Here is a 15,123-nt window from a genome sequence, read left to right as displayed (position 1 = left end):
GCGCGCGGTCTCCTCCGGAGACACGACGCGCCGCCCCTACGGGGCGGAGAGACGCCGGCCCCTCCGGGGCCCGACCCGGGGGCGGGCCCGCTCCCTCCGGTCACGGGCGGTGACCTGTTGGGAGGCACGGCCTCCGGCCTTAGCCTCCTTGTGCGGGTGGTGCATCAGCTCAACTGCTGTGTAGAGGCTGGGATTTCTTGGGGTGTGCGGGTCGGGCTGGTCGCGCTCCGCGCTCCCAGCCCTTAGTAGGTGGTGACGGAGTGTGCTGGCTACGGGAGTGGGGGTGCTGCCCTCGAAACCAGCCTACACCCCGTCAGACACCAGGTCACCACCACCCAACCCCGTCACCAACAGGTCTACACCAGTGAGCCCCTTTCCGTGTTAGGATGATCACGAGTTTGCTGGTTTTGGGCCGGACTCGCGTAAATGCGAGTCCGGTCTTTTTATTTTCGGAAGGAAAGAAAGATGGAAACAAGGATTCATGAACTGCTGCATAATGCCAGCCGCCGCAATGGAATTCGCGTGACAGTTGCACGAAATCCGGAGAACGGACCTGCGCTTGACCGAATGCAGATTTCGGGATGGGTATGCGTGAATTCTTTGAGTGCGTCTGGTGCCGTCGTCCATGTAACGCTTACGCCTGCTGGACGTGAGGAGCTGCGGCGCCGGGGTGAACCGGACTGCGCATAGTGCGGTGAGAGCGTGCTCCGCCCGTTCCGTGGGCAGAGCACGCTTCCGCAACCGCTATCGACTCCCGCCGGAGACCACCGTTCGGTCCAGGGTCCACGCGTGGTCAGGATCGGATCAGTTGGAGGCTGGGGCGCGCGGCGGGGGTGGTTCGCCCTCCTCCGGTGACTTGGGTGGGTACGAGGCCGAAGACGTACTCGTTGAGGTCGGCGACGGTAATGGCCATTTCGGCTGCGATGTCGGCCGCCGTCATCCGATCGTCCCGGAGCGCCTCGAAGACCTTCGCCAGCAGCTGGCTGGTTTCCCGGGAGACCTTGGAGCCGGGTTCACCGCGGCGGAAGCCGAGGCTGGCCAGCTGCTTGTTGGCCTGGTTGAAGCGCCACTCGCTCAGTAGTTCCATGCGGTAGAGCCGGTAGGTCAGGGCCATCGCGGAGACGTCCCAGCGGCGCTTGGCGCTGAGGACGCGTTCAACGCTGGGGTTGTGGAGCTGCTGGGCGAGGATGCCGGATCGGGGCATGAGGAACGCGGAAGCGAAGCGGTTGGCCTCGTTCTCGGGGTCGGGGCCGTGGGGAGCGTGGTGGCCGTTGTGCAGGACGAGGTGTCCGAGTTCGTGGGCGGCGTCGAAGCGGCCTCGTTCAGCGGTCTTGCGGGTGTTGAGGAAGACGAAGGGGCGGCCGTTCTTCGTGGTGGAGAAGGCGTCGATCTCCAGGCAGTCGGGGGGGATGGAGAAGACGCGGACGCCGTTGGCCTCCAGGAGGTGGACCATGTTGGGGGCGGGGGCTTCGCCTAGGCCCCAGTGCTCGCGGACCATTTCCGCGGCCTGTTCGGGAGTGGGCTGGGGGTAGGTGTAAGCGGGGACGTTCGGCTCCGGGAGGGCGAAGCGGTCCTCGAGCCAGGCGTTGAGGGTGGCGGCGATGGAGCCGGCGGCGAGCGCGCTGTCGCGTTCGGCGGCGCTCATCTTGCTGGGGGCTCGGAAGCTGACGGCGCCGCGCAGTATCTCGGGCGGCGGGTCGGCGTGGAAGAACGAGGTGGGGAAGCCGAGGGCCTGGGCGAGGGAGGAAAGCGTCCGGTCCGAGGGGGGCCTTCGGTGCTTTTCGAACGCGTTGATGCTCTGTTGTGAGACGCCTGCCTTGGCCTCGAGGGCTGCCAGCGTCATGCGGCGTCGCTTACGTGCGAGGACGAGCCGCTCGGGGGTGAACACTTTCCTCTCCCATCTTCTTGGTGCTGTCCTACCCTTCCTCACGCCGTCGTTGGACGGGGACGTCGACGTGGGGCGTGTCGCTGCCGGGGTTATCGAGCAGCGAGACATTGATGCCGGGGTCGATGTCGGGCAGGAAGAGCGGGATGCGCTCGTGCCAGCGGTCGACGTACTTGCCTTCCATCTCCACGGGTAGCGAGACTTCGGCCTTGATGGGGCCGTCCTCGGTACGCCGGTAGAGGAGGATCCAGGTGGGCATGGAGTCGAGTTCGGCGCCGAAGAGCAGTTCGTCGCGGGAGGCGATGGCCAGCTGCTCGTTCGGACTGGCGTGGGCCTTGTTCTCCTGGACCAGTTTGGCCATGACGCGGCCCTTGGGGTTCTTGGTGCGTACCCGCTTCTTGGGCTCGGGCACGCCGACGTCGCCTTCGCCGCTGATCGCGGTGATGGCGTGTGACCCGGCGGGGTGGATGACCCGGAGGATGTTGTCCCGTCTGGTGTGCTTCCAGTGCGGGGTGGTGATCTTGGGGTCGATGAGCTGTTCCGCGAGGTAGCGGTTGGTGCGGCTCCAGAATGTGGTGCCGGGCATGGACGGGGCGTCCAGGAGGCTGTCGCGTCGTGCTTCGGCTGCGGCGTACGTGAAGGCGTTCTCGAAGAGTTCGACGGTGACGCCGAGTTCAGCGAGGCGTTCGGTGCGTTCCCGCGGGGTCAGCTGAGGCATACCTCTCCTTGATGGGGTTTCAAGGAACGTACCTCAGTCGAGGGCCAGAATTTGAAACCTGACGCTGCATCGTACACACGTTCGCGCAGTTCAGGCCAGCCCCAACCCAGACTCTAGCCAGGGAGTTGAGGGGAACACGCCTGCTCAGCCTAGCCACCCAGAATGATCACGGATGACCGAACACCCCACACGGGCAGTGTCGGATCGACGAACAGCAGGCGCGGCTTCGGGGCCGTGCTTCGCGCCGTGGCCACCGGGTCAAGGCTGCCGGGCCGCCCTAATGTTGCGAGGCGCCGGCCACTACCGGGCAAGGAACCGAGGCGTCGAGGCGGTGGTGGGATACTCGTGCCGTGGAGGAACTGGCAAGGGAGTACAACGGCGCTGTCGTGGTGGTCGTCTCCGGCGGTGCCGAGGTTCCTGGCCAGGCGGAGCTCCAGGTCTGGCACGGAACGCCGACCGGAGTGACCGAGCATGGTGAGATGGTGGTCGATCTCGATCCGGCGCTGTCGCGCTGGGGCGGCACCGTCACCGTGTCGCCCGGTCCCGACGCCCCACCGATGCCGCTGCCTACCGACGGCCTGCTGACGCTCCGACTATCCGACGGCCGTCAAGCACGCGCGGAGGTAGAGGCTGTCGAGTGGACACTCGATGAGGCGCTCGTCTTGGCCGTGATCGGCCAGGAGACCGCCCCCTTCTAGATGGTCCGCTGCTCATTCGTCTGGCGTGAGCTTGCGGTTGGTTCCGGAGCGGTCGATGTCCAGGTCCAGCAGTGAACTCAGCGCGGCGCCGCTGTTCCAGAAGCCGAGCAGGTTGATGTCGATGAGGGTCAGGTGCTGGCGAGCGGCGAACTTGCGGGCTGGGGCGGTGAACACGCAGGAGGCGACGAAGATGGGGACGTCGGCGCCGTGTTCGGCGCGGGCGGTGCCGTTGAAGGTCTGGATGTCGCGGCTGCCTACGGAGCGGTGCTTGGCGTACCTCTTGCATTGCACGACGATCTTCCGGCTGTCGGGTAGGTAGCCGATCACGTCGGCGCCCAGGTCGCCGGTTCCGCCTACGCGTTGGACGTCGGTGCAGCCGTCCCTGCGGCACAGGTCGGCGATGTATTCCTCGAAGTCGCGGTCGCTCATCTTCCAGACCGCTTCCAGTGACTGGCGGGCCTGCCGCTGCGCTTGTTCGGCGAGTCGGGTTTTCTCCGCCCGTGCCTCGCGTCGTCCGGCTCGAACCAGTCCTGCGGCGACGGTTCCGACGGCCATGGCGGCTAACGCCAGCAACAGTGCCGTTCCCATGTGACCCTCCTCCTGTGACCATGTCGCCCTGTTGCTCCCCATCGTTGAGGGTGTCTATCCGGCGAACGCCGGGTGCGGGATCGCTCGCGGAGGCGTGGTTGACGGGGGCTCAGGAGTGTTTTCGGGTGATGTGCTCCTTGCTGGCCCCGGAGGTGAGTAAGGTACCCGCATGAGCGCCCCATACGACCCTGACGATAGGGAAAAGGTAGTCGCGAAGCTCCCTGCCGCGCTGCGCCAGGAACTGAAGATTCGCGCGGCTGAACTCAACGTCGACATCCAAGACGCGGTGACCGAAGGCGTCCACGCCTGGCGCCAGGCCCCGCCACAGTCCCAGGTGGAGACCGGGGGTGGCACTTCGTTCGCCACCTACCTCCCCACCGGACTGTACGGAGACCTCAAGAAGGACTGCAGGGCTCGGAGCATCCCGGCCAACCAAGGCATGGCGCAGGCGATCCGGCTGTGGCTCGACAGTCATCCGTCGCCGCGGCGTGTCCCTCGAGCCTCCGGTCCGCGCCGCCTCGTCTTCGGAAACCAGAAGGGAGGGGTCGGGAAGACATCGACGGCAGCTGGCGTGGCAGAGGCCCTCGCGGAGGCCGGGAACCGGGTCTGCCTGATCGACTTCGACCCGCAAGGCCACCTGACCCAGCAGCTCGGCTACCAGCTATTGGACATCGAGGCTCCGAGCCTGGCCAAGCACATGCTGGGCGAGACCAGCGGGGAGCTGCGGGACCTCTTGGTCCCGATAGAGGAGAGCGGCTTCGGCGGCCTCCTCTTTCTCCTGCCTGCCTGCAAGGACGCGTTCCTGCTGGACGCGAAGCTGGCGACGAGCCGACACGTCCGTATCAAGGAGACCGCGCTGGAGAAGGCGCTCGAGTCCATCGAGGAGCGGTTCGACTTCGTGATCGTGGACTGCCCCCCGAGCCTGGGCTACACGATGGACACTGCGTTGTACTACGGCCGCACGCGCGAGGGGGAGGACGCGGGAACCTCGGGCATGCTGATCCCCGTGCTGGCGGAAGACTCGTCGGCTGATGCCTACGACATGCTGTCGGACCAGATTCAGGACCTCTGCGACGACATGGAGATCGAGGTTGCCCAGCTCGGCTTCATCGTCAACCTGTACGACAGCCGCAGGGGGTTCATCGCCACGTCCTCGCTGAACGCGTGGAAGGAGATCGGTGACCCTCCCGTGGTCGGGATCGTGCCGGATCTCAAGGAGCAGCGGGAGGCGGTCCGGTTGAAGCAGGCACTGCTCACCTACTCTCCGGAGTGTGAGCAGTCAGAGGCGATGAGGAACGTGGCGCGAAGGGTGTTGGCGTGAGCAGCAAGGCTGATCGGCTGGGCAGCGGTTCCTTCGGCGCCGCGGGGCGTAGTGCTCGCGGGCGTGCGAAGGCCGTGGCGCAGGGGGATGTGCCGTCGTACGAGTTGGTGCGGTTGCGGCTGTCCGAGGTTGCTCCGACGCCGTTGAACCCGCGGCGGAACTTCGGCAGCGAGCAGGACCTGGCGCGTTTCGGTGAGGAGCTGCGGCAGGCGCAGCTGGCTGCCTGTGTGGCCGTCACGAGGCAGACGTACCTTCGGCTGTGGCCAGATCATGAGGATCAGATCGGTGCGGCTGGCCATGTGCTGCTCAATGGTGAACGACGCTACCGGGGTGGCTTGGCCGCGCAGTTGGAGTCGCTGGACTTCGTTGTGCGCGACGACCTCGCCGGGTCACGTGAGGACTTCGTCGACCAGCTGCTCGCGGAGAACCTGGACCGCGAGGACTTCGATGTCATCGAACGCGCTCGCGGCGTTCAGGAACTCGTCGATGCCTGCTCTGCCGACGGGGCGCGCGGCGCTAGGTCCCGGGCCGCGGAACGCCTGGGCCGCGACCGTTCTTGGGTGACGAACCAGCTCGCTCTGCTGACTCTCCCGGAAGAGCTGCAGGTGATGCTCAGCAGCGGGAAGATTTCCGAGCGGGACGGGCGGGCCTTGGCGCGGGTGCTGAAGGAGCAGCCGGCGCTCACCTCGGAGGACCTGCTTGAGAGCCTCAAGCAGTGGAAGACGGCAGGGGCCGAGGAGCGGGCTCAAGAGCGTGCGATCGTCGCTGCGGCTCAGGATGAGAAGAGGCTGCCTGGGGATGCTCTGGGTTTGTTGTCCGCGGACAACAAGCCGGGGTCTCCGGGGCAGGGTCTGAGGAAGAGGGCCGACCGGGCGGCATCCGCGTCTGGGGGCGACGAAGAGTCGCCGGGGCAGGCCCCCGCGGGTTTGTTGTCCGCGGACAACAAACCTTCGCCGCCCGTCCCGGAGGAGGCCGGAGCCCTTCCGTGGAAGTCGCCGCAGGCCATTGCCGATCTCGTGCGTCGATACATGACGGCGGAGGACGTGCAGTCGCTCGTGAAGCTCCTCGAGGAGTAGTTCCCATGGCCCCGTCTTCCCGGGACGGAAGAACGGGGCCGTGCTCTCAGTTCGCCCCTAGGGTTCCTGAGCCGCCTGGCTCGTCGCTGGTTAGGCCGAGGGCTGAGCGGTGCTGCCAGGTCAGGTGAAGTCGCCGGCTTCCAGGCGTCGGAACGCTGCTTCGTCTTCGTCGTGGGCTTCCGGGGGGAGTGCCCAGCGGATCAGGACGTGGGGGAGCTCGAGGGCGTGGGTGTGGGCGATCTCTTCGTCGAACGCGGCGCGTTGGTCTTCGGTGAGGGCGGCGCGGACGCCGGCGATGGTGGCGGGGATTTCGACGGGGTCGCCTCCGACGTAGGTGGTCATGGTTGTTCGGGTGTCGTTCACGTCTGCCTCCGCCGGTTCTGGTGTGCGGCCACGGTAGCGGCGTGGTGGCTGGGGAGGGTCCGGATCGACGAATGGCCCCTCCACCGGGCGAATGCCGGGTGGAGGGGCCATGGGGCAGTGGTGGCAGAGGGCGCGTGCTCGTTGGTTCAGGGCGGTCTCTAACTGGTCTATCGGGTCGGCTGGCCGCGGGTGATGGCGAGGGCTGCGGTGACGGTCTCGGTGAGCGTTTCGCAGACCGGTGCGCCGTGGCGTCGGGCGACGTAGGCGAGGTAGCGGTTGCGCTCGGGGTTGGGGCAGTTGGGCGGGCAGCCGAGGACGGCGCGGCCGGTGCCGATGTCGAGGCCGAATTCGACGTTGGTGGTGAAGCCGGGGAGCAGCTTCAGGTCGCGGGGGATCCAGAAGAGGATCGCGTTGGCGGCGGCGCGGGCGTCGGTCTCCCAGTCGACCTGGTCGTCGTAGTGGGCGGCGCGTTTGCCTCCTCGGGACTCGGGTGAGAGGACGGTGAGCGTGCCGGAGCCGGTCCATTGGCGGTCCAGCTCAGCGATCGCGGCGGGCCGCCAGGAGTCGACTGGGGTGTCGGCGCGGGGGGTAGGGCCGGCCAGGAAGACGGACGGGCCGGCGGTGGGGGTGGGGAGGGGTTCGCGGGCCATGACCAGGGTGATGCTCATTCCTCGGCTCCGTTCTGCGCGGTGGCGGTGCGGGTGGTCTGCTGGGGTGTCCAGGGGAGCGGCAGGCCGTCTCCGGGTTGGCGGGGGACGACGTGTAGGTGGAGGTGGAAAACGGTCTGCGTCGCCGCGGTGCCCTTCGACGTGATGATGTTGGCGGCGGGGAGTTCGCCGGCGAGTTCGGCTGCGGCTGCCATGGTGGTGGCGGCGACGGCGGGGTCGGTGCCGGCGTCCGGGATGTGGGTGCGGGGGATGACCAGGACGTGCCCGTCGGTCACGCCGCCGCGGGGGAGGATCGCGAGGGTGTCGGGCCAGGCTCGGACGACGGTGGCCGGGGCCAGGCCGGCCGCGATGTCGCAGAACACGCAGGGGCTGGTCTCTGGTTGTGCCATGGAGGTGCCTCTCTTCTCCGGGGGCAGGTTCAGGCGTGGTCGTCGGCGTCGCGGCGGTTGGTGGTGGCGTCGGAGATGAAGCGGATCTCGTTGGGGTGGGCGGCGGCCCAGGTTTCGGCGCACGTTTTGTGGGCGGGTTCGCCGCGGTGGGAGCGGAGTGGGGTGGGGCGGTGGCAGATGGTGCAGGGGCGGGGGCCGCGGTGGTCGTAGTGGCTCGCGTCGCGCCACACCAGCAGGGTGGTCATGCCGCCGCCTGGGGGTTCGGGCGGCGGATCGCGGCTTCGAGGACGGCCCGGTTGTGGGCGGCGCGTTCGGGGGTGATCGGTTCGGGCGGGGTGTGGCCGGGGGCTGGGGGTCGGGTGGGAATGAGTTCGCGTTCGAGGCCGGTGATGCTGGCGAAGTCGTCGGGCATACTGGCGGTCCTTCCTTCTGGGGAGGGTGGGCGCTCGTGCTTGCAGGCGAGGGGCGCCCACGAGGCCCTCACCAGTCGGTGAGGGCCTCGTTGTTGTGTGGTGGGTCAGCGGGTGAGTTCCGCGGCGACGGCCTGACGCAGCTCCTGGGTGGGGGTCCAGAGGTAGAGCGCGCCGGTCGCTGGTACCGGCGCTGTCAGCGCTGCGATGTCGGCGAGTTGCCAGTGGATGCGGTCGGGCTGTGCCCAGGTGCTGCAGGTCTGTTGGCAGTCGATCGAGCGGTGGCAGCCGGTGAGGCGGGCCATCGCGAGGATGGCGCCGCGGGCCTTGATGTGTGGCAGATCGGCCGGGGCGTCGCGCATGGCTTCCTGGTCGGTCTGGAGGGCGGCGTGGATCATCAGCCAGCCGGTGAACGTGGTCACCCGGGCGCGGTTTTCGATGCGTTTGTCGAGGTGCGTGATGGCGCTGGTCCAGGGCTGGCGTACGGTCAGGCCGCGAACGGGCTCGGTGCCTCGTAGCGCGGCGGCGGCCGCAGCGTGGGTGGTGGGTGGGGTGGTGTTCATGGCTGCTCCCGTTGCTGCTGCGGTCTCAGGCGGCGAGCGCCTGGTCGTGCGGGCCGTCGGCGGGGGTGGTGTAGGTGGTGGGGTCAGCGGGGGTGCCGTCGTGGCAGGGAACGCAGGAGCCGAGCCGGGCCAGGGGTAGGCAGTAGGTGTACCGGCGGTGGCAGAGGGGGCAGGTCTGGCGTGCGGCCATCGCTCGGTCCAGCGCCAACTCCTGGGCGAGGGTCGGGACTCTCTTGGGGCGGGCGACGTCGGTCCGGTACAGCAGCGCCTTCCGCGTGCAGTCGCGGAGCGGGTAGTAGAGGCAGCGCCGGCACCGGAGTTGCGCAACCGGGCCATGACCGCCCGGGCTCAGGTCCATCTCCCGCAGCTGGCGGCGGGTAACCAGGCCCTCGGGCGCCTCCCCCCACTCGTAGGTCGGGAACGTGGAGAAGTCAGCCAACACGACCTCCGGCGGCCGCTCCCACCGTCTCGGCGGCGGGGAATACCTGGTCGAAGCCTTCGGCGAGCAACTGCTCGGGCTGGGGGATGAGGGTCTCCTGCCAGCGCAGGATGTCGAGCGGCACCTGGCGGTCCCGGGCGGCGTTGCGCCGCACCCGCTCCTCGAGGTCGACGTGGTCGAAGAGGATCGCTACGCGCGGGCGGCGGTAGAGGCGGGCCTGGGCCAGCAGGCGGGCCCGCGCGTGGGGGAACAGCGAGGTGTTGTCGACGAGGGTCGTCAGGTTGCGGGCGAGGCGGGCGTCCAGGACGAGGTCCTGGATCCTCGCGATGACGGCCTCGCCGCTTTGCAAACTCGGGTCGTCGCAGACCATGCCGCGATACGTGTCCAGGTTGACGCGCCAGGTGGTCGGGAACTGCTGGCACCACGTCGACTTGCCGGCGGCGCTCGGGCCGACCAGGACTACGAGTGTGCCGGGGGTGAAGTGCGCGGGGGCGAGGTGCATGTGCCGCCTTCCGTTGATGCGGGTGGATGGGACGCGGAACGCAAGAGCGCCCGCCCGACGAGGTGTCGGGCGGGCGCTCGTTGAGAGGGAGGGGACTTGGGTCAGTGGTTGCCGAGTGGGATGTTGGTGATCGGGGTCCAGGTGATGTGGTGGCGGTCGTGGGATTGGGCGACGAGCGAGAGGTGTGTGGCGCGGAGGGTGACAGGTCCGCCGGGCAGGTCGGACAGGATCGCTTTGAGGGTGGTGCGGGTGGCGCGGTGGGGTCCGGCGGTGCCGTAGGCGAGGCTGAGGTGGGGGTAGTAGGTGTTCGGGATGAGTGGGTTCCGGCCGCCGGTCACCGCCGCGTCGACGTTCGAGGTCAGTTCCCACAGGCGTCTGGCGGGGGCGCCGGGGCGGGCGGCGCATTCGATCGCGACGCGGCCGACGCTTGGGCGGTCGATGAGGAGGTCGAACGGCTTGAGGGAGGCGCACTCGTCAGCAACGAGTTTGGTGACGTGCGCCAGTTCGTCGGGCTGGTAGTTCGCCACGGGGCCGGCGTGCAGGACGGTGAGGTGGAGCCAGCGGGCGGGGACGGGTGCGAGGCCGGGGTGGTGGGTGATCGCCCGGTAGGGCTCGACGAGGTGCTGTTCGGTGGTGGCTGGGTCGAAGAGCAGGTGCCAGTGGAGGTCGGCCCGGCCGGCGGGCCAGGCGTGGTGGCGGGTCTCGATCTCGCCGAAGAAGTCGGCGACGGTGCTCGTGTTCAAGGGTCCTCCGAGGTCAGATCAGCGCCAGCAGAGCAGCGGCGGCAAGGGCTACGACGCCGGAGATCAGCAGCGTGACGGCCTGCCGGAGTCTCCTCATCTTGTGGGCCAGGAGGCGGGCGCGGCGCCCCAATTGATCGGCACGGTGGTCGCTGGCGACATCGCGGGCGATGTCGGGGGTGGAAGCGGTGGCCCAGTACAGCCAGGAGCCGCCGGGCGGCTGGCCGGTCAGGCCGGCGGGGCGGATGACGACCAGGACCAGGAGCAGGGCGGTGGTCAGGAGCGTGAGGCCGGCCAGGGTGAGGGTGAGGGCGGGGCCGGTGAGGTCCAGTGCCGGGGCGGCTACGGCGGCGGCGGCCAGCGGCAGGCTGACGGCGCTGAGGATCGCACCGCCCTTGGCCTCGACGCGGGCGAGGTCGTGGGAGACGGCGTCGTGCGCGGCGGCCCATTGGTCGTCGGTCGGCTGGGCGATCGAGCGGATGGTGGCCGTCATCGGATCTCGTTCCTCTCGGTCGGGATTCACTGGCTGCGGGCGTGCGCGAGCTGCGCGGCCTTGGTGAGGAGTTGCACGGCGTTGGCGCCGCTGCGCAGGCTGGCGTTGTGGGAGGGGATGGTGCGGGTGCTGGGGTCATGGCGTTGGATGGTCTCTAGGAGCAGCTTGAGCGCGGCGTCTTCTTCGCTGGCCGTGGCGGCTTCGATCGCGATGCCGCCGTAGAGGCAGCGGGCGCCGGCCGCGTCTCGGGTGGCGTCGCGGCACCAGCCGTCGCGATCGATCCGGTGGGCGGCGCGCTCGAGGAGCGCGGCCACGGGCGTGCGGTAGGTCGGGGTCGGCGGGGGCTGGGTACGGGCGACGTAGGCGCTCAGAGCCTCGGTGTCGGCGTCCTCGAACGGAATGGTTGTTTCCGGGGCGGCGGCGTCGATGTCCAGGCGCAGCAGTGCTGCTTCCAGACGAACGGTCATGCTGGCGTCGACGGCGGCGAGGCGGGTCTCCAGGTCCACCTCGGTGACCGAGGTGAGGGTGGTTGCGGCCGCCGTGGCGGCGGCCTGCGGGTGCGTGGTGGCCACGGCGGGTTTCCTTTCGGGTCCGGGAACGCCGAAGGGCGCTGCCGGGAGTTGGCAGCGCCCTTCGGTGGCGCGGGTTGGGCCCGGGTTTCCGGGCGGGTGGTTAGTCGTCGGTGAGGTCGTTGATGGCGCCGCAGTTCCAGCACTCGAAGTCGGGCGGGAGCCGGTACTTGTCGTGCCAGAAGGAGGCGACCTTCTTCCCCCAGATGACGTTGGTCTCCCAGCAGCGCCAGCAGTGGTACTCGAAGTCCATGCATTCCAGGATGGCGGGAGAAGCGGGGGTCGGGCGGGTTCTTGTGAGAACCCGTCAGGGGAGCTGGTAGTGGCCGCGGTTGGGGGAGATGATGCGGCCGGATTGGGTCATCTCGGACAGCACCGTGTTGATGCGAGAGTTGGACAACTGCCGGCCTCCGTCTGCGGCGAGCGTCTCCAGGAGTTGCTGTTTGGTGAGGGTGGTGCCGGTGGCGAGGGCGGCCAGGACACGGGCGGCGGCCGTCTGGTGACCGGAACCGCTTCCTCCTCCGGCGGTGTTGGTGTCGGGGAGGTCGGGCAGGGGGGGCCGGGACGGCGCGGGAGGGGGCGTTTCGACCGCTAGGGCCGGGGCGGGAGCTTCCTGCTCCTGCTCGCGCTCCTGATTCTCGGGGGTGGTGAGGGTGGTGGACTCGGTCGGTCGGGCGCTCTCCACCAGCCAGCCGGCCGCCGCCAGCAGCGCCTGATTCCTCCCCAGGGTCTGGTTCTCCTCGCACAAGCCGGCCGCGATCTGGGGGAGCTGGGCGGCGTGGCGGTCCAGGGCGCCCTCTTGTCGGGCGAGGTCGTGCCAGGCGGCCAGGCGGGGGGAGATGGTATCCAGGTGCGGGGGGTCGCCGGGGCCGTAGAGGGCGAGGATCTCCGGGTCGGCGCCCTCGACTTCCCCCAGCGACCCGACGCGAAAGAACCGCATCAGGGAGCTGGGGCGGTGGCTGCCGAGGAGGTAGGCCATGCCGCCGGTGGATCCGCCCGGGGGGCGGGCGCCGCCGGCCGGGCGGTCGAACCGGGAGGTGAGGCGGCGGGGGCCGGCCTCGCGGGGGATGGGAACGAGGACCGCGTCGTCGGGCAGCAGGCCGTCGCCGACGAGGGAGGCCATCATGCCCGAGGACCAGCGCAGCAGGACGGTCTCGCCCTCCCGCAGCATCGCGCGCAACGTGTCGGAACCGCCCAGTTCGTCGATGTGGGCGGCCTGGGCCGCGATGCCGACGCCCTCGCCGACGGAGCGGCCGGCGCGGCCGGCCTCGGTGATCAGGTGGGCGCCGACCGCGCGGTAGGACGCGGACGGGGCGAGCAGCCGGTTGGCCTCGTCGATCCGCAGGGACAGCAGCCGGTCGGGGCGCCCGATGACGAACGCGGACCGGCCGGCGGCGGCGTACCGCTCCATGCGGTCTTCGGCTTCCCACAGGCCCGCCATCAGCATGACGATGGCGCCCTCCTGGGTGGTGACCCGCACGGAGACGTTGCCGCGGGCTTCGGGGACGGACTGGCCGCCCTTGAGGTCGGCGACCCAAGAGGCGATCCCGGAGCGCTTCTCCGCCGCGAGGAGGAGCTGGAGCGCGCGGGATTTGCCGGCGCCGGTGGTGCCGAACATCGCGGCCCGCTGAGCGCCGGAGCCCGGGATGTACAGGCGCATCCGGGCGGGTTCGCCGTCGTGCCAGCGGCCGACGGTGATGTAGCCGTGGGCGTCCATGACGAGGTCCTCGCCGCGGGCGGCGGGGAGGGTCTCCAGCGGGGGCCGTGCGTAGACGGTCAGGATCGCGCCGCCGGCGCCGTCGGTCTCTACCAGGACGGTGGACGGGTCGGTGACGCCGTAGGGGCGCAGCGCGGAGACGAGGCGGGAGTGGTCGTACTGGACGAGCTGGCCGGGCGGGACGGCGAGGTGGATCTCGGCGACCTCGGGCCGCATCGCGGCCGGCACGGAACGGGTCGTCGCGGGACGGGTCATGGCTGTTCCTTCGGTGGGGCGAGGATGTGGCGGGGGGTGGGGATCTCGGCGCCGTCGGCGGTGCCGAGGCGCACGCGGGTGATGGTGGTGCCGGGCATCGCGACGGGAGCGATCTGCTGCTCCCACAGCGCGGCGAAGGTGTCCGGGCCGGTGGTGCCGACGCGGATCTGGCGGCGGCCGGAGCCGGAGCCGGGGACCGGCCCGATGGTGATGAGGTCTTCGGGGGTGTCCATGAGGGCGGACAGGTGGGGGATGGAGACGGTGCCGACCGGCTGGCCGGCGGGGGCGACGATGTGCGCGGCCCACTGGCGCGGACCGCTCACCTCCAGCTGTTCGAGGCGGGTGCCGGGGGCCGGCCCGCCGTCGGCGGCCACGTAGCCGGCCCAGAACGAGGCGACCCGGGCTTCCAGCGGGCCGGTGAGGTTGATCTCCGGCGCCGTCGGCTGGGGGGCCTGGACGATGCCGTAGACCTCCTCGATGCGGCTTTCGCCCTCTGCGGCGATGGCGGTGGGTGGGGAGATCAGGTCGCGGGCCCAGCGCGCGGGGCGGACCGCCCAGACCGCCCCGGTCCAGACCGCCGCCGCCCCCCACTGCCACCACCCACCGACCAGCTGGGCCGCGAGGAGTTGGATGGCGAGGGTGACGCCCGGAACCAGGTACAGGCCCCGGGCCAGCCAGTGGGGTGTCTCGCGTTGCGACAGGACGGTGACGGCGTAGCCGCCGGCCGTCGCCGCCGCCGTGGTGGGCAGGGCGACTAAGACCGCCGCGGGGCTGGGGCCGGTGGCGGCCGTGGCGACCAGGGCGGCCGTGCCGGTCAGGGTGGCGACCCTGCCGGCGGCGTCGCGGGTCGCGCGGATCGCGCCGCGCACCCGCTCGATCGTGGGCATCATCTGCCCGACTCCTCTCCGGGGTTGTGTTCTGGAAGCGCGAGGGGGCGGCCCCGCACCACGGGGCCGCCCCTTCGGCTGGGAAACGTCGGGTGCTACGGGTCCTATCGGTTGCGGTAGAAGCGCCGGTCGGCCATCGGCACGGTCATGGCCTGGGCCTGTTGGACGACGGGGCCGTAGTCGGTCTCGTGCGCCGCCCGCGCCTGCTCGAACGCCCTGGACAGTTCGTCCAGTTGGGCGGCCAGTTGGCGGGAGGAGGCCAGCGCGGCGCGGGCGACGGTGGCGGCCTGGCGGTGCTCGCCGACGGTGTCGGCATCGACGTCCAACGCGGCGGCCAGGTCTGCCTGGTGCTCTACCGAGCGGGCGCAGTCCTCGACGTAGGCGTAGGTCTCGCGCACGCGCCGGCCCACTCCGGACAGGGCCCGGCCGGCCGCGGTGAGGCCGGCGATCACCTGTCCGTAGCGGACCGCGTCGCCCAGGATGCCGACCGCGCCGTTGGCCGCGGCCACCACGGCGGCCCCCGACCCCGCGCCGGGGCTCGGGGCGGGCGACGCCACCGCCGCCGGCGGCACGGTCGGCGGCTCCGGCGGTGCGGGGGGCGGGGTGGCGGTCTCGCGGACCGGACGCGTCTCGGTGGCGACCGGCGGCGGGGCTGCCTCCCGGCGCGCGCTCCGAGCTGCGGGTCGCAGGCCGTTGAACAGGGCCGCCCATCGACCCGGAGGGGTCGGGGATGCCGGCGCGGCCGGGGGTGTGTCGGGGGGCACGGCCGGGGTGCGGGCCTGCGGTGGCGGGACCAGCGGCCCGCCGCGCCGGACCGCCGGCAGCCTGTCGTCGTCGCTCAT

Annotated in this window: 21 protein-coding genes; 3 read left to right on the top strand and 18 right to left on the bottom strand. The window is 70.3% G+C overall.

Going from position 1 to position 15,123, the window contains the following annotated elements; translation table 11 throughout:
- Nucleotides 1-793: 793 nt before the first annotated feature.
- The gene (locus tag CRP51_RS26680; RefSeq protein ID WP_439333217.1) at nucleotides 794-1,888 is read right to left on the bottom strand and encodes a helix-turn-helix domain-containing protein; all 1,095 of its coding nucleotides are present in this window, start codon (nucleotides 1,886-1,888) and stop codon (nucleotides 794-796) included.
- 28 nt (nucleotides 1,889-1,916) lie between these two features.
- The gene (locus tag CRP51_RS26675) at nucleotides 1,917-2,603 is read right to left on the bottom strand and encodes a hypothetical protein (RefSeq protein WP_097233914.1); all 687 of its coding nucleotides are present in this window, start codon (nucleotides 2,601-2,603) and stop codon (nucleotides 1,917-1,919) included.
- Nucleotides 2,604-2,953: 350 nt separating this feature from the next.
- Between CRP51_RS26675 and CRP51_RS26670 the strand changes: the two genes are divergently transcribed.
- Complete coding sequence (locus CRP51_RS26670) at nucleotides 2,954-3,301, top strand: hypothetical protein (RefSeq protein ID WP_097233913.1); 348 nt, start codon at nucleotides 2,954-2,956, stop codon at nucleotides 3,299-3,301.
- 12 nt (nucleotides 3,302-3,313) lie between these two features.
- Here the strand turns inward: CRP51_RS26670 and CRP51_RS26665 are convergent, their stop codons facing one another.
- Nucleotides 3,314-3,889 carry a restriction endonuclease gene (locus CRP51_RS26665; protein WP_097233912.1) on the bottom strand — a complete coding sequence of 192 codons (576 nt, stop codon included), beginning with the start codon at nucleotides 3,887-3,889 and terminating at the stop codon, nucleotides 3,314-3,316.
- 169 nt (nucleotides 3,890-4,058) lie between these two features.
- Here CRP51_RS26665 and CRP51_RS26660 point away from each other — a divergent pair, with 169 nt between their 5' ends.
- Both CRP51_RS26660 and CRP51_RS26655 read left to right on the top strand, forming a co-directional pair.
- Nucleotides 4,059-5,210: a ParA family protein gene (locus CRP51_RS26660; protein ID WP_097233911.1), complete on the top strand. Its 1,152-nt coding sequence runs from the start codon at nucleotides 4,059-4,061 to the stop codon at nucleotides 5,208-5,210.
- A complete protein-coding gene (locus tag CRP51_RS26655) occupies nucleotides 5,207-6,286 on the top strand; it encodes a ParB/RepB/Spo0J family partition protein (RefSeq protein WP_097233910.1) in 1,080 nt (359 codons plus the stop codon). The genes CRP51_RS26660 and CRP51_RS26655 overlap by 4 nt, the downstream gene beginning before the upstream one ends.
- A gap of 120 nt (nucleotides 6,287-6,406) precedes the next feature.
- On the opposite strand, the gene CRP51_RS26650 is transcribed toward CRP51_RS26655, so the two are convergent.
- From CRP51_RS26650 to CRP51_RS26590, 15 genes are all read right to left on the bottom strand, one after another.
- Nucleotides 6,407-6,649: a hypothetical protein gene (locus CRP51_RS26650; RefSeq protein ID WP_245880824.1), complete on the bottom strand. Its 243-nt coding sequence runs from the start codon at nucleotides 6,647-6,649 to the stop codon at nucleotides 6,407-6,409.
- A gap of 167 nt (nucleotides 6,650-6,816) precedes the next feature.
- Complete coding sequence (locus tag CRP51_RS26645; protein ID WP_097233908.1) at nucleotides 6,817-7,317, bottom strand: nucleoside 2-deoxyribosyltransferase domain-containing protein; 501 nt, start codon at nucleotides 7,315-7,317, stop codon at nucleotides 6,817-6,819.
- Nucleotides 7,314-7,706: an HIT family protein gene (locus CRP51_RS26640; RefSeq protein ID WP_097233907.1), complete on the bottom strand. Its 393-nt coding sequence runs from the start codon at nucleotides 7,704-7,706 to the stop codon at nucleotides 7,314-7,316. Before CRP51_RS26640 ends, CRP51_RS26645 begins: the two co-directional genes overlap by 4 nt.
- Nucleotides 7,707-7,735: 29 nt before the next feature.
- Nucleotides 7,736-7,951 carry a hypothetical protein gene (locus CRP51_RS26635; protein WP_097233906.1) on the bottom strand — a complete coding sequence of 72 codons (216 nt, stop codon included), beginning with the start codon at nucleotides 7,949-7,951 and terminating at the stop codon, nucleotides 7,736-7,738.
- Nucleotides 7,948-8,118: a hypothetical protein gene (locus tag CRP51_RS29045; protein ID WP_170970690.1), complete on the bottom strand. Its 171-nt coding sequence runs from the start codon at nucleotides 8,116-8,118 to the stop codon at nucleotides 7,948-7,950. The genes CRP51_RS26635 and CRP51_RS29045 overlap by 4 nt, the downstream gene beginning before the upstream one ends.
- Before the next feature lie 105 nt (nucleotides 8,119-8,223).
- Nucleotides 8,224-8,679, bottom strand: coding sequence for an ASCH domain-containing protein (locus CRP51_RS26630; protein WP_097233905.1), 456 nt, complete (start codon nucleotides 8,677-8,679; stop codon nucleotides 8,224-8,226).
- Between the two features lie 25 nt (nucleotides 8,680-8,704).
- A complete protein-coding gene (locus CRP51_RS26625; protein ID WP_439333216.1) occupies nucleotides 8,705-9,121 on the bottom strand; it encodes an RRQRL motif-containing zinc-binding protein in 417 nt (138 codons plus the stop codon).
- The gene (locus CRP51_RS26620; protein ID WP_097233904.1) at nucleotides 9,111-9,620 is read right to left on the bottom strand and encodes an ATP-binding protein; all 510 of its coding nucleotides are present in this window, start codon (nucleotides 9,618-9,620) and stop codon (nucleotides 9,111-9,113) included. Before CRP51_RS26620 ends, CRP51_RS26625 begins: the two co-directional genes overlap by 11 nt.
- Nucleotides 9,621-9,721: 101 nt before the next feature.
- A complete protein-coding gene (locus CRP51_RS26615) occupies nucleotides 9,722-10,363 on the bottom strand; it encodes a 2'-5' RNA ligase family protein (RefSeq protein WP_097233903.1) in 642 nt (213 codons plus the stop codon).
- A gap of 13 nt (nucleotides 10,364-10,376) precedes the next feature.
- The gene (locus CRP51_RS26610) at nucleotides 10,377-10,853 is read right to left on the bottom strand and encodes a Pycsar system effector family protein (RefSeq protein WP_097233902.1); all 477 of its coding nucleotides are present in this window, start codon (nucleotides 10,851-10,853) and stop codon (nucleotides 10,377-10,379) included.
- A gap of 26 nt (nucleotides 10,854-10,879) precedes the next feature.
- Nucleotides 10,880-11,425 (bottom strand): DUF6197 family protein, encoded by a 546-nt coding sequence (locus tag CRP51_RS26605; protein WP_097233901.1) that lies wholly within the window; start codon nucleotides 11,423-11,425, stop codon nucleotides 10,880-10,882.
- Nucleotides 11,426-11,525: 100 nt separating this feature from the next.
- Complete coding sequence (locus tag CRP51_RS29040; protein WP_170970689.1) at nucleotides 11,526-11,675, bottom strand: hypothetical protein; 150 nt, start codon at nucleotides 11,673-11,675, stop codon at nucleotides 11,526-11,528.
- 54 nt (nucleotides 11,676-11,729) lie between these two features.
- Entirely contained in the window at nucleotides 11,730-13,394 is a 1,665-nt protein-coding gene (locus CRP51_RS26600; protein WP_097233900.1) for a transfer protein, read from the bottom strand.
- Nucleotides 13,391-14,284 (bottom strand): hypothetical protein, encoded by an 894-nt coding sequence (locus tag CRP51_RS26595; protein ID WP_097233899.1) that lies wholly within the window; start codon nucleotides 14,282-14,284, stop codon nucleotides 13,391-13,393. The genes CRP51_RS26600 and CRP51_RS26595 overlap by 4 nt, the downstream gene beginning before the upstream one ends.
- A 101-nt stretch (nucleotides 14,285-14,385) precedes the next feature.
- Complete coding sequence (locus tag CRP51_RS26590) at nucleotides 14,386-15,123, bottom strand: hypothetical protein (RefSeq protein WP_097233898.1); 738 nt, start codon at nucleotides 15,121-15,123, stop codon at nucleotides 14,386-14,388.

Source organism: Streptomyces zhaozhouensis (genome assembly GCF_900230195.1).
GTDB classification, from domain to species: domain Bacteria; phylum Actinomycetota; class Actinomycetes; order Streptomycetales; family Streptomycetaceae; genus Streptomyces; species Streptomyces zhaozhouensis.
This window is presented reverse-complemented; position numbering and strand designations above follow the sequence as displayed.

Bases quoted from the DNA above. Each gene is read 5' to 3' on its own strand.
- CRP51_RS26630 (WP_097233905.1), bottom strand. From the start codon at position 8,679: ATGAACACCACCCCACCCACCACCCACGCTGCGGCCGCCGCCGCGCTA.
- CRP51_RS26660 (WP_097233911.1), top strand. From the start codon at position 4,059: ATGAGCGCCCCATACGACCCTGACGATAGGGAAAAGGTAGTCGCGAAG.
- CRP51_RS26645 (WP_097233908.1), bottom strand. From the start codon at position 7,317: ATGAGCATCACCCTGGTCATGGCCCGCGAACCCCTCCCCACCCCCACC.
- CRP51_RS26620 (WP_097233904.1), bottom strand. From the start codon at position 9,620: ATGCACCTCGCCCCCGCGCACTTCACCCCCGGCACACTCGTAGTCCTG.
- CRP51_RS26635 (WP_097233906.1), bottom strand. From the start codon at position 7,951: ATGACCACCCTGCTGGTGTGGCGCGACGCGAGCCACTACGACCACCGC.
- CRP51_RS26600 (WP_097233900.1), bottom strand. From the start codon at position 13,394: ATGACCCGTCCCGCGACGACCCGTTCCGTGCCGGCCGCGATGCGGCCC.
- CRP51_RS26665 (WP_097233912.1), bottom strand. From the start codon at position 3,889: ATGGGAACGGCACTGTTGCTGGCGTTAGCCGCCATGGCCGTCGGAACC.
- CRP51_RS26590 (WP_097233898.1), bottom strand. From the start codon at position 15,123: ATGAGCGACGACGACAGGCTGCCGGCGGTCCGGCGCGGCGGGCCGCTG.
- CRP51_RS26610 (WP_097233902.1), bottom strand. From the start codon at position 10,853: ATGACGGCCACCATCCGCTCGATCGCCCAGCCGACCGACGACCAATGG.
- CRP51_RS26595 (WP_097233899.1), bottom strand. From the start codon at position 14,284: ATGATGCCCACGATCGAGCGGGTGCGCGGCGCGATCCGCGCGACCCGC.
- CRP51_RS29045 (WP_170970690.1), bottom strand. From the start codon at position 8,118: ATGCCCGACGACTTCGCCAGCATCACCGGCCTCGAACGCGAACTCATT.
- CRP51_RS26640 (WP_097233907.1), bottom strand. From the start codon at position 7,706: ATGGCACAACCAGAGACCAGCCCCTGCGTGTTCTGCGACATCGCGGCC.
- CRP51_RS29040 (WP_170970689.1), bottom strand. From the start codon at position 11,675: ATGGACTTCGAGTACCACTGCTGGCGCTGCTGGGAGACCAACGTCATC.
- CRP51_RS26675 (WP_097233914.1), bottom strand. From the start codon at position 2,603: ATGCCTCAGCTGACCCCGCGGGAACGCACCGAACGCCTCGCTGAACTC.